General features: G+C 66.7%; 5 protein-coding genes. 2 read left to right on the forward strand and 3 right to left on the reverse strand.

Translation table 11 applies throughout. The annotated features are described in order from the left end of the window. A partial coding sequence (locus PHX69_RS10995; RefSeq protein ID WP_288043730.1) for a DUF4347 domain-containing protein occupies positions 1-6,387 on the reverse strand: 6,387 nt, incomplete at its 3' end. Between the two features lie 514 nt (positions 6,388-6,901). On the opposite strand from PHX69_RS10995, the gene PHX69_RS11000 reads away from it, so the two are divergent. Beyond that, on the forward strand, positions 6,902-7,609 hold the full coding sequence (locus PHX69_RS11000; protein ID WP_288043731.1) for a LuxR C-terminal-related transcriptional regulator: 708 nt from the start codon (positions 6,902-6,904) through the stop codon (positions 7,607-7,609). Continuing rightward, the gene (locus PHX69_RS11005; RefSeq protein ID WP_288043732.1) at positions 7,609-9,582 is read left to right on the forward strand and encodes a sensor histidine kinase; all 1,974 of its coding nucleotides are present in this window, start codon (positions 7,609-7,611) and stop codon (positions 9,580-9,582) included. Before PHX69_RS11000 ends, PHX69_RS11005 begins: the two co-directional genes overlap by 1 nt. A 100-nt stretch (positions 9,583-9,682) precedes the next feature. On the opposite strand, the gene pap is transcribed toward PHX69_RS11005, so the two are convergent. Further along, positions 9,683-11,239: a polyphosphate:AMP phosphotransferase gene (pap, locus tag PHX69_RS11010; protein WP_119013589.1), complete on the reverse strand. Its 1,557-nt coding sequence runs from the start codon at positions 11,237-11,239 to the stop codon at positions 9,683-9,685. A 68-nt stretch (positions 11,240-11,307) separates the two neighbouring features. Continuing rightward, the gene (locus PHX69_RS11015) at positions 11,308-12,228 is read right to left on the reverse strand and encodes a ProQ/FINO family protein (RefSeq protein ID WP_119013590.1); all 921 of its coding nucleotides are present in this window, start codon (positions 12,226-12,228) and stop codon (positions 11,308-11,310) included. Between the last annotated feature and the right edge of the window lie 303 nt (positions 12,229-12,531).

The following is a 12,531-nucleotide window of genomic DNA, read 5'->3' on the forward strand; positions in this document are numbered from 1 at the left end:
GGCGTTGGCCACTTGCGCACGGCTTTGCGCGCCACTGCCGAGCACTTCTTGCCAGTAGGTGAGCCCGGCGCCTTCGGCCTCGCGGAACAAAGTGTCGCGGTACAGCTGCATGGCGTAGAGCTTGGGGCTGCCAAAGACGTCGTTGTCCTTGACGCCTACGGTCAGGCCATGGGCTGCCTCCAGGGCGTCAGGGAACTGGTCATGGTCGCTATCGACTGGTGGGGGCACGAGCGCCATTTTTCCGGGGGCGCCGGGGTCGGTGATGACGCCGTCGGCTTTGCCGTCCAGGTCGAACTGGCCACCGTCCTGGATGACAAAGTCCAAGCGGGTTTTGCCGTGCTCGGTGACCACGCGCCCGCCGTTGGCCGCACTGGCCAGGTTGACCCAGGTGCCACTGGCGTCTTGTTTGTAGTAGCCGTCAATGTCCAGGGCACCGTCCAGGTAGAAGCTGAAGCTTCCCGTGCCCCCCTTGGTATCGACCGTGGCCGTAAAACCCAACAGACCCAGCGGCGCGCTGAAGCCATCGGGCAGGTCTGCGGGCGCGTCTTTCTGGCCGATGCTGGTGATTTTGGCGTTGCCCGCCTGGGCACTGACTTTGCCATTCTGGCTACCAACCACCAGGGTCACTGGCGTCTGAGGCGCTTGCGGGTTGCTGCTGACGCGGTCGGTCTGACGCAAGTTCAGCGACGTTACCTGCGATTGCTCACTGTCTTTGATGCCGTCGCCATTGCCGTCCCCAACGACCACCGGGCCACCGGGCCGCGAGGGAATGCCCGGGACGCTGTCTTCTTCCTCGGCAGAAACACCGTCATCATCTCCGGGTGGCGGTGGCGGTGGCGGTGGCGGTGGCGGTGGCGGTGGCGGTGGCGGTGGCGGTGGCGGTGGCGGTGGCGGTGGCGGTGGCGGTGGCGGTGGCGGTGGCGATGCGGCAGCCACCGAGATACGGAAGGTGTCTGTCACCGTGCCGCCGTTACCGTCGCTGGCGATGACATCAACGCTGACAGCGCCGACGTTGCTGTGAGCCGGTGTGCCGCTGAAAGTGCGGGTGGCCGCGTTGAAGTGGAGCCAGTTGGGCAGCGTACCGCCCCCAGCCAGTTGCGCGCTGTAGGTGAGCGTGTCGCCGTCCACGTCAGCAAAGCTGTTGGCCGCGAACTGGAAGTTGAAGGCCGCATCTTGCTTGGCGTTCTGGTCAGGCACTGCGTTGGCCACTGTGGGCGCATCGTTTACCGCCGTGATGTTCACCGTGGTGCTGCCCGCCGCAGCCAAGGCCCCGCCGCTGCCCTGGCTGCCGGTGTTGCCGTCGCTGAAGCTCCAGTCCACCTGTACGCTGGCCGGGGGGGCGTCGGATGTGTTGGCGTAGCCGATGCTCGACAGCACTTCATTGACCAGCGCCTGGGTGGCGCTGGCGTTGAAGGTGATGGTCAGCATGCCACCGGCGTTAGTCACGGTACCCACCGTGGTGCCCGAGAGCACCGCGTCGCCGTTGGTGAAGGCCAGGTTGCCCAGCGCGCTGAACACGTCTTCTGCGGCGCGGCCCCCTGAGCGCGCCAGCGTGACGCTGGCGCCGCTGTAGTTGCCCAAGCCACCGTTCAGGGCGGCCAGCTCGGCATCGAACACCGCCACCGAGGCGTCCAGCGCAATGGCGCTGGCATTCTCGGTGTAGCCAGGTGCGCCGTCGAGGTTGCTGAAGGCTGGGGCGTTGTTGACCCCAGCAGCAGCGCTCAGGTGGTAAGTCCCCGTCACCGCCGCCGCTACGCCGTCGCTCACGCTGACGCCGATGCTGGCCGCACCAGCGGCGCTGGCGGTAAAGGTGGCACCAGCGATGGCGGCATTGAGGGTGGCAGCGGTGCCGCTCAGTTGGATGCCCGCCGTGGTGGTGTCTGCATCTGTCAGCCCGTTGAGGGTGCCGTTGGTGGCCGTCAGCGTGACATTCAAGACGACACCAGCGCCATCGGCATCGCTCACGGCAAAGTCTTCAAGCGCTGCAGCCTCCCCTGCGGTTACCGCTTGCGCGGTGCCCGGCAGACCACTGATGGTGGGCGCATCGTTCACCGCCGTGATATTCACCGTGGTGCTGCCCGCCGCTGCCAAGGCCCCGCCGCTGCCCTGGCTGCCGGTGTTGCCGTCGCTGAAGCGCCAGTCCACCTGCACGCTGGTGGGCGGGTTGTGGCTGGTGTTCTGGTAGGTCAGCGATTGCAGCGCACCGTTGACGATGGCTTGGGTGGCGGCATGGTTGAAGGTGATGGCCAGGGTGCCCCCCGTCTGGGTGAATGTGCCGATGGTCGTGCCGCTCCACACCACGTTGCTGCCGCTGAACGTGAGGCTGCCGCTGGCGCCAAACAGGTCGTCGGTGCTGGCGCCGCCGCTGCGGCCCAGGGTCAGGCTGGCGCCATCGTAGTGGCCCTGGGCGGCCAGGTCAGCGTCCAGCACATGGGCACCGGGCTCCAGCAGCACGGCGCTGGCGTCTTCGGTGTAGCTGGCGGTATGGCCCAGGCTGGGGGTGCTGGCAAAGCTGGTGTCCAGCGAGCCGTCGGTGTTCAGCCGCACCACGCTGAAGTCATTGTTGCTGCCGTTCGAGCTATAGCCCGCCAGCACGATCTTGCCGTCGGTTTGCAGGGTGACGCGGTAGGCCACGTCCTCGCTGCTGCCCACGGGCAGAAGGAGCTTGCCGTCGCCGCTAAAGCTGGTGTCCAGCGTGCCATCGGTGTTCAGGCGCACCACGCTGAAGTCAACGTCGCTGCCGTTGTTGCTCAAGCCCGCGATCACGATCTTGTCGTCGGCTTGCAGGGTGACGCTGTAGGCCAAGTCACTGCTGCTGCCCACAGGCAGGAGGAGCTTGCCGTCGCCGTCAAAGTCGGTGTCCAGCGTGCCATCGGTGTTCAGGCGCACCACGCTGAAGTCATAGTTGCTGCCGTTGTGGCTACTGCCCGCCAGCACGATCTTGCCGTCGGCTTGCAGGGTGACGCTGTAAGCCAGGTCGTTGCCGCTGTCCACGGGCAGGAGGAGCTTGCCCGTGCCGTCGGTACCAAAGTCGGTGTCCAGCGAGCCATTGGCGTTCAGGCGCACCACGCTGAAGTCATTGTTGTTGCCGCTGTGGCTACTGCCCGCCAGCACGATCTTGCCGTCGGCTTGCAGGGCGAGGCTGTAGACCTGGTCGTAGCCGCCCACGGGCATGAGGACTTTGCCGTCGGTGCCAAAGTCGGTATCCAGCGTGCCATCGGTGTTCAGGCGCACTACGCTGAAGTCGTAGTCGCCGCCGTTATTGCTATAGCCCGCCAGCACGATCTTGCCGTCGGTCTGTAGGGTGACGCTGCGGGCCACGTCGTCGCTGCTGCCCACGGGCACGAGAACCTTGCCGCCTCCGCCAAAGTCGGTATCGAGCGTGCCGTCACCGTTCAGGCGTACCACGCTGAAGTCATCGTTGCTGCCGTTGTGGCTAGTGCCCGCCAGCACGATCTTGCCGTCGGCTTGCAGGGTGACGCTGTAGGCCTTGTCTTGGCCGCTGTCCACGGGCACGAAGACCTTGCCGCCGGTGCCAAAGCTGGTATCGAGCGTACCGTCGGCGTGCAGGCGCACCACGCTGAAGTCATCGTTGCTGCCGTTGTCGCTATAGCCCGCCAGCACGATCTTGCCGTCGGTTTGCACGGTGACGCTCCAGGCCTGGTCGTGGCCGCTGCCCACGGGCACGAGGAGCTTGCCGCCGTCGGGCAGGGTGAACCGGGGGGCGGTGTTGACGACGGGCGCGCTCAGGATGAAGTCATTGCCCGTTGCCCCTGTGTAGCTGGCAGTCAACACCGTGTTGTTGCCGCCCGCCGTCAGCGTACCGCCCTCAGCCAGGCCGCTGAAGGTTCCGGTTACGGGGTCGGTCATGTCATTGGCGATCAAGGTATAGCGGTCGCCTGAGCCCGGCGTGTAACCGTGGGTGGCCGAGAGCGATCCCGCAACATGCACCGTTCCCTTGACGACCACCTGGTCATACCCCGTTCCCGCCGTGGTGCCGTTGATCTGCACAGCCAGTGTGCTGCCCGCTTGCATGTCCAGATTGCCGTTGATGGTCAGCACGCCCGTGCCCGCGCCGCTGCCGGGAGACAAGGTGGCGCCACTGGTGAGGGTGGCGCTGCCCCCGATGCTGCCGCTACCGCCCAGGGTGGCGCCAGCACTCACGGTGACAAGGCCAGTGCCCAGCGCGCCATTGACGAGCACGGCGCCAGCGTTGACGGAAGTCGCTCCGCTGTGGGTGGCGCTGGAGCCCGACAGCGTCAACGTGCCCGCACCGCTCTTGGTCAGCCCGCCCGCACCGGCCAGCGCGGTCGCGAAGGTGGCGGTGTCGCCCGCGCCGTTGACGACCGTGAGGGAGGCGCCCCCATCGATCGTCAGCGTGCCGCCAGTCAGCGTTACGCCGCTGGCAGCGCTCAGATCCAGTGTCAGGCTTTCGCTGATCGCCACGCTGCCCAGCACCAAGGTCTGGCCCGCCAGAGTGGAGGCGAGCACGATGGTCTGGCTGCCGGTGGCATCGGCGGCGGCCATGGCGATGGCTTCGCTGAAGCTCACGCCGTTGCTGGGGTCGATGGTGGCGGTGTCCGTGGCGCTGGTGACGTAGATGGTGTCGCTGGTCACCGCCACATCGGCGGTGGTGCTGGCCGCGCCGTCGCTTAGCGTGAAGCGCAGGGTGGCATCGCCAGCAGGCGTGTCATTGCTGTAAGTGATGTGCCGCACCACGTCATTGACCAGCGCGGTGGTGGCTGGCGTGCCGCTGCTGGTGAAGCTGATGGTCAGCACGCCGCCGGTATGGGTGTAGGTGGCGAAAGTCTGCCCGCCTGGCACCGATTGCAGGGTGCCGCTGGCACCCGTGTCGCTGGCGGTAAAGAGGCTTGATGCACCGAAGCCGAAGGTGTCGCTGGTCACCGCTGCGCCAGGGCGCTGTACGGTCAGGCTGGCGCCGTTCCAGTCTCCATGGCCGCTGTTGAGCGCACCCAGTTCGGTATCCGTCAGTGATGCGTCACCGCCCGCGTCGAGTGTCACCGTATTGCCCACGCCGGCCCAGGCCACGCTGTCGCCGTCCAGGCTGGTGATGGTGGGCAGGTTGTAGGTCCAGGTGTCGTCGGCGGTGCCAGCAATGTGGGGGGTGGATACACCCAACTTGCCGATATAGTTCGTCCCCGTACCCCCGTCGCCACCCATCCCGGCATTGCCGCTGAAGGTGACGCTGTCGGCTTCATAGCGGAAAGTGCCACCGCTCACCACCTGCACACCGCCCGTGCCATCCCCGCCGTCGCCGCCGTGAGTACCATTACCGTTGTCGTAACTACCATCACCGCCTTTGCCGCCCGTGCCGGTGTTGCCAGTCAGAGAGGATGCTGCCATGTGCACGGTGGAATTGGCTTCTATGTACAGCCCCCCAACGGCACTGCCTCCAGTAATTTCCCAGTCGCTGTTCCAGCCGTTTGCAACGTTGTTGGTAATGAAGGAGTTGACGATGGTGGCCAGGGTATTTGTGCCGGTGACGGCAATGCCTGCGCCCAGGGCGTCTTTGCCGGAGAGGTTGCCTTGAAGCTTGCCGTTGGAGACAGTCAGCCCGTCCAGCACCACCGTGCCAGCAGTGATGTTCAGCACACGGCTGGCTGCGTTGCCGTTGATGGTGATGTCTGGCGTGCCGTTGCCGTCGATGTCGCCCTTGATCTGGAGGTCAGAGGTGATGCTCAGTTCCCCCGAGCTGAGGGTGATGGTGGAGCCACTCAGACCTGGCGCGAACGCGATGGTGTCGGCACCGGGTGCGGTGTTGGCATTGACAATGGCCTGGCGCAATGACCCGGCGCCGCTGTCTAAATTATTGGTGACGGTCAAAGTTGCCAGCGCATGGCCATAGGCAGCCAGGGTGTCGTGCGACAGGGCCACCGGGGCCGCGATGTGGCCGGTGGCAATTTCCAGCGCCCAGTCGCCCTGGGCGCCCGTGCGGTTGTCGCTGGCGGCCACGTCAGCGCCCGTCAAGGCCGCCAGATTCGATACCAACTGCGCGCCCTGCGCGCCGCGCCCCAGGTCGCAGGCATAGAGCAGCAGGTCGCCGTCGGCCGTCAGCCCGCGCCCCAGCACCGCCAGGGCATCGGCCTGGCCCGCCAGGGTGCTGTTGTCCAAAAAGGTGCCGCCCAGCCACAACTGGCCTTCGCTGCCATGGGCCAGCACATGCACGGTGGCCACGTCACCGCGCTCGCCCAGTGCGGCCGCCATTTGCGCCAGGCCGTCTGCACCCGCTTTCAGGTAAACCACCTCCACGCCGGGCGCCAAGCCCTTGAGCAAGGTGGCCACGTCTTGGACGCGGCTGTCCACAAAGACGACTTCACGCGGGGCCGCGCCGGTGGTGTCAAGGGTGCTGGTACTGGCAATGGTCATGGTCTGCTTTCTTGACGTGTTTTTGGCCTCTAGCGCTTATGCAGCAAGCGCTGGTAGCTATTAATTTTGATGATTCTTGGTGGTGATGGCGTTGGCGCGGCGGCAGGGTGGTTTTGCCTGCACCGGGCAGGCCGGTGGGCCACCAGGTGGTGGCCGTGCCTTGGCGGGTCATGAAGAGAAGGTCGGCTTGCGTACCACGCCTTGGCGCTGGTACCCGGCGCCGCAGATGCTGCGCCGGGTGGCGCTGACGGGAAAGGAAATGCGCATGTCTTGTTCTTTTCTACTCTTGTTTTAATAGCTGCAAGCGCCCTGTGCATCAGCGCTGGAGGCAAAAATCAATCCACTTCTTTGGCGAGACAATGGACTGTAGGCATTTGTGGCTTTTTGCAACATCCCTGAAATTGGGTAATTTGCAGCCCCCTCTTGCAAAATCCCCAATCTCAGGGATAGGCGGGGCAGGGCGCCTGGCCTAGGATGGCCCATTCGTTTTTTTACGTGCCCATGGCGCCCCAGCATGTCCGATCCCTCGTTTTTTTCTGCCGATTCGACGCTGCCCGTCCCGGTGCTGGTGGTAGAGGATGAGCCGCTGTTGCAGCAGCGCCTGCGCGGCGTATTGCTGCAACTGGGCTATGCGCCCGATGCACTGGTGTTTGCCGCTTCGCTGGCCGAGGCGCGGGTGTGCCTTGCGGCGCAACCGATGGCCCTGGCGCTGGTGGACTTGGCGCTGCCCGATGGCAACGGCATGGCGCTGATCGAGCAGATGCGCCTGGAAGACCCGGGGCTGGGCATTCTGGTGGTGTCGGCCTGGAGTTCCGAGGACGCCATCCTGGGGGCGCTGCGTGCGGGCGCGACGGGCTATGTGCTCAAGGAGCGCGACGATCTGGAGGTGATGCTGTCGATCCGCAGCGTGCTGCGCGGGGGCGCGCCGATTGATCCGTTCATTGCGCGGCGCATTTTGCAGCTGCTACCCCAGCCTGCGCCTGCGCCGGTGTCGTCAGTGGCCGCCGCTGACATCACCCCCCTGGAAGAGGCGCTGAGCGCACGCGAGTCGCAGATTTTGCGGCTGGTGGCCGATGGGATGAGCAACCGCGAGATTGCCGAGCAGTTGTTTTTGTCGCGCCACACGGTGGAGTGCCACATCAAACGCATTTACCGCAAGCTGGCCGTGCCCTCACGCACCCGCGCTGTGCATGAAGCGCGGGCCCGGGGGTTGCTGGCGTGATGGGGCGCCTGGGGTGGCTGCGCGACAGGCCCGAGGGCGTGCTGGCGGTATGGGCGAGGTGGGTGGTAACGCTGGTGCTGGCGGTGGGCGGGCCGGTCTGGGCGCAAGCGGATGCCCCGCCGGGCGGTTCGGCATGTGCGCCGCGCGTGCTCTCGGTCATGGCCGTGCGGGCCCTGGACGGTGTCGATGCAGCGCCCCGGGGCGGTATGGCCGACCGGCCTGCGCAGGGCTGGGAGCCGGTGCAGCTGCCCGATGTGTGGACGCGCCGCTGGCCGAACCACGATGGCGCGGTGTGGTATCGCATCGATTGGGAGCGCCGCTGCGCAGGTGGTGCAGCAGAGGCTGCGCCAGTGGCCCTGGGGTTGAGCGGCATGAGCATGGCGGGCGAGGTGTTCATCCACCGCGATCTGCTGTGGCGCGATGCCTCGCTGGTGGAGCCGCTGTCGCGCAGCTGGAACAAGCCGCGCTGGTGGCTGCTGCCCGAATCAGCCCTCAACGCCGGTGTGAACACGGTGTGGGTGCGCGTGGTGGGGTTGTCGGTGCTGTCGCCCGGGTTGGGGACGCTGCAGCTGGGGTCTGCCCCAGAGGTAGCGCTGCAACACGAGCGCAGCCACTGGCAGCAGCAGACGGTTTATTTCATCAATGCCGTGATGTCGGCCATGGCGGGGGCGATGTTTTTGCTGGTGTGGTGCCTGCGGCGGCAAGAACATGCCTATGGCTGGTTTGGCCTGATGTCGCTGGGCTGGTTGGTGTACCTGACCACATTTTTGGCCGACACGCCCTGGCCCTGGCCCGACACGCTGACAAAGTCGCGTGTCAGCATGGTGGCACTGGTGTGGTATGTGCTGTGCGCATGCCTGTTCACCTTCCGCTTTGGCGCACAGCGCTTTGCGCGTGTGGAGCGGGCGCTGTGGGTGCTGGCAGCTGTGGGCGCTGCTGCAGCGCTGCTGGCGCCGCAGGCGATGGCGCGGCAGGTTTTCATGGCGGTATGGCTGAGTGCGGTGGCGGTTTTCTTGGCCAACTGCATTCAGTTCCAATGGCACGCTTGGCGCCCCCGCGCCGCAGGGCGCCAGTGGGGGCACATTCTGTTGGCGCTGTGCTGGCTGGTGTTTGTGGTGGTGGCTTTGCACGATCTGTTGATCGTGGTGGGCACGTGGGAGGTAGCACGCAGTTGGGCGGCCCTGAGCGGGCCACTGATCGTGACGCTCATGATGCTGCTGCTGGGCGGTCAACTGGCCCAGCAGATGGGCAGCGTGGAGCGCTTCAACCGCGAGCTGGAGCAGGGGGTGGCCCGCGCCCGCGCCGATCTGGCCCAGGCCCTGGAGCGCGAGCACGCCCAAGCGCTGGAGCACACCAAGCTGCAAGAGCGCATGCAGATCGCACACGATCTGCACGACGGCCTGGGCGGTAGCCTGATGCGCAGCATGGCGCTGGTGGAGCTGGCACAGCAGCCACTGGCCAACCAGCGCGTGCTGTCGCTCTTGAAGGTGCTGCGCGACGACCTGCGCCAGGTGATCGACCATGGTTCCAGTGCCGGTGCGCAGGTGCCCGATACACCGGTGCAGTGGGCTGCGCCGCTGCGCCACCGTTTCACGCTCCTCTTTGACGAAATGGGCGTGGCCTCGCAATGGCGCATTGCCCCGCAGTGGCAGGGTCGGCCCAGCGCGCTGCAATGCCTGGGCCTGACACGGTTGGTGGAAGAGGCGCTGTCGAACGCCCTCAAGCACAGCCGGGCACGGCATGTGTGCGTGCAGTGCATGCAGCCGCAGCCAGACACCTTGCAGCTGCGCATTGCAGACGATGGCGTGGGCTTTGACGTGGAGGCCGTGCGCAATGCAGGCCTGAGCGTGGGGATGCGCAGCATGACCGCGCGCGCCGAGCGCATCGGCGCCACGCTCACGGTCGAATCGGGCGCAGGGGGCACGGTTCTGACGGTGGCGGTGGCGCTGGCGCCAGCACCACTACCGGCCTGATATTTGCTATGGATAAAAGACTGGCCACCCAATGGGTGGGAGCGCCAGAGCAGCGTCGCTCTGGAACGAGAGGCCGCCTTGCTCTACAGGCCCACCGGGCTTACTTTTTCTTGCCCCGCTTCTTCTCGGAGGGGCGCTGACCACCGGGGCGCTCGGCATCGGCCCAGTGCTTGGGGCTGCGGGCCAGCTCAGTTTCCAGGCGCTCGCACAGGGTGCGCAGGATTTTGATGCGGGCATAGCGCTTGTCGTTGGCCTCTACCAGCGTCCAGGGGGCGGTGCCGGTGCTGGTGCGCTCGACCATGTCGCACACGGCCTGCTGGTAGGCGTCCCATTTGTCGCGGTTGCGCCAGTCTTCCTCGGTGATCTTGGAGCGCTTGAACTCCACCCGCTGGCGCTCCTGGAAGCGCCGCAGCTGCTCTTCCTGGCTGATCTGCAACCAGAACTTGACCAGAATCAGACCCGCCTCGGCCATCTCGTGCTCGAAGTCGTTGATCTCGGTGTAGGCGCGCAGCCAGTCGGCATCGGTGCAAAAGCCCTCGATGCGCTCGACCAGCACCCGGCCATACCAGGTGCGGTCAAACAGCGTGATGTGGCCATGGCGGGGCAGGTGGCGCCAAAAGCGCCACAGGTAGGGCTGGGCGCGCTCTTCGTCGGTGGGCGCGGCCACGGGCACGATGCGGTACTGGCGCGCATCCAGCGCCCCGGCAATGCGGCGGATGGAGCCGCCCTTGCCCGCTGCGTCCGCCCCCTCGAAGGCGCAGACCAGCGCCCGGTGCTGCAAGCGCGGGTCGCGGGCCAGCTCGGCCAGGCGGCCCTGCCAGTGCGCCAGCTCGTTCTGGTAGTGCTTGTCGGTGAGCGACAGGCCCAAGTCCAGCGCAGACAGCACGTTGCGCCCGTCGGTGTCCACGCGCACCATGGGCGCCACGGGCGATGTCGGGTGGCTGGTGTTGGCCAGCTTGGCGCGCAGGGCATCGCGCAGCACCTTGCCCACGGTCAAGGCGCGGTAGTTGTCGTTGGAGCCGTCGATCACCACCCAGGGCGCCCAGGGCGTGTTGGTCATGCGCAGCAGGTGGCCAGCGGTGGCTTGCAGCTGGTCGTAGGTTTCCAGCCGGTCCCAGTTCCACTGCGTCACGCGCCAGGCGGTGCGCGGGTCGCTGGCCAGGGCCTTGAGGCGTTTTTTCTGGGCCTCGCGCGTGAGGTGGAACCAGAACTTGAGCACCAGCGCGCCTTCGTTGACCAGCATGGCCTCGAAGCGGTTGATCTGGTCGGCCCGCGCGTCCAGCTCTTTGCGCGAGATGTCGCCATCGATGTGTTCGCGGATAGGGTCGGAGTACCACGAGCCGGCAAACATGCCGATGCGCCCCTTGGGCGGCAGCGCCTGCCAGTAGCGCCACATGCTGGGGCGTTCGCGCTCTTCGGTGGTGGGCCGGGCAAAGGCCAGGGTGCTGAGAAAACGGGCATCCATCCACTCGTAGAGCAGGTTGATGGTTTCTCCCTTGCCCGCGCCGTCCTGGCCGCTGATGAGCAGCACGACCGGAATCTTGCCCTGCGCATACAGCTCGGCCTGCGCGCCGAGCAGGTCGGCCCGCAGCGCAGGGACGGCTTTTTTGTAATCGGCCTTGGAAATCTTGTGGCCGATTTCGGCGGTTTCGAACATGGTGGCTCTCCGGGGGAGTGGGGGAGAGCCACTGTAGCGCCGTGGGCGCAGCGCCGAAACCGGCCGGTTTATGCGGCGTCGGGGGCCGCCTCGGGGGCGGCAGGCTCGACCACCGGCGCCGCCGCACGGGTGCGGGCGCTGTGCAGGGTGCGGGTCACGGTGCGCGCGTCCATGCCGTACATGTCGGCAAACTCTTCCACCGTTTTGCCGCTGGCCTCGAAGGTGCGCAGCAGGGCTTCTTCGCGGGCGGTTTTGGCGGCCAGTTCGGCCAGGGCTTCATCGAGCAAGGCGTTGGCCGCTTCGTCGCGGTTGCGCACGCGCTCGGCGTAGTCCTCGCGCGTGAGGCCGCTGGCCTCGATGTTGGCCACGATGCGCGCGCGCAGCTTGGGCAACAGGTCTTCGCTGCTGCGGCCCTGGCGGCGGCGGTACACCTCCACCAGCGCCTGGTGGATGTGCTCGGGCGCCATCGCTTCGACGGGCTGGCCTTGCAGGTCGTGGCGCTGCTGGCCCGCCGCCACGCATTGCAGGTAGCGCGTGGAGCGGGTGTGGATGCCCAGCGCCAGCTTCAGTGCCTCGCGCTCAAACAGGTCGGGATGGGCGGCCTGCAGGTCTTGAAAAATCCCGCGCTTGAGCGGCAAAAACACCGCACCAAACAGCTGCGGGTACAGCTCGGCAAGCTTTTCGAGGGTGGGCGGAATGGGGCGCGGCGCGCGGCGCGCGGTAGCGGCGCCATCGGCGGCAGCGGGCGCATCGCCCTCGGTGGCTGCTGCGGCGGCGGAAGAGGAGTTTGCGGGCTTGCGGCCCCGGCCACCGCGTCCGCCCCGGCCACCCCGGCGCGAAGCGCCAGCGGGGCGGGAGTCGGCCTGGGCCGCTGCGGGGGCGCCCTCGCCGGGCGCAATGGTGGCGACGGCTGCAGCCGCAGCGGGCGCCGCGGCATCAGGGGCAGCGGGCGCGGCGGTCTGTTCTGGGTGTGGCACGGAGTCGGTCATGGGCGTAGCGGTAGAGGGCAACAAAACCCTCAATCATGCCAGCCTTGGCGCAAAGGGTGCGCAGCCCGGGCAGCGGCGCCGGAGCCGAAGCGGGCAAGATCTGCCCTTAGCGGACAAAGAACAACGGCAGAAACGCAGCGCAGCACCCACCGCCACAGCCCCATGCGCGCTACCTGCCTACCCCGCCAGCGCCTCGTCCAGCACCTGTACCCAGTGGCGCACGGGTGTGTCGGTGCCGCTTTGCAGGTGGGTGATGCAGCCAATGTTGGCGCTGGCGATCACGCTCGGCCCCAGCGCTTGCAG

It is taken from the genome of Simplicispira sp. (assembly GCF_028687295.1).
Lineage (GTDB): Bacteria > Pseudomonadota > Gammaproteobacteria > Burkholderiales > Burkholderiaceae_C > Simplicispira > Simplicispira metamorpha.

Excerpts from the sequence above, each read along its gene's own strand:
- PHX69_RS11000 (WP_288043731.1), top strand. The coding sequence starts at position 6,902 with ATGTCCGATCCCTCGTTTTTTTCTGCCGATTCGACGCTGCCCGTCCCG.
- PHX69_RS11015 (WP_119013590.1), bottom strand. The coding sequence starts at position 12,228 with ATGACCGACTCCGTGCCACACCCAGAACAGACCGCCGCGCCCGCTGCC.
- pap (WP_119013589.1), bottom strand. The coding sequence starts at position 11,239 with ATGTTCGAAACCGCCGAAATCGGCCACAAGATTTCCAAGGCCGATTAC.
- PHX69_RS11005 (WP_288043732.1), top strand. The coding sequence starts at position 7,609 with ATGGGGCGCCTGGGGTGGCTGCGCGACAGGCCCGAGGGCGTGCTGGCG.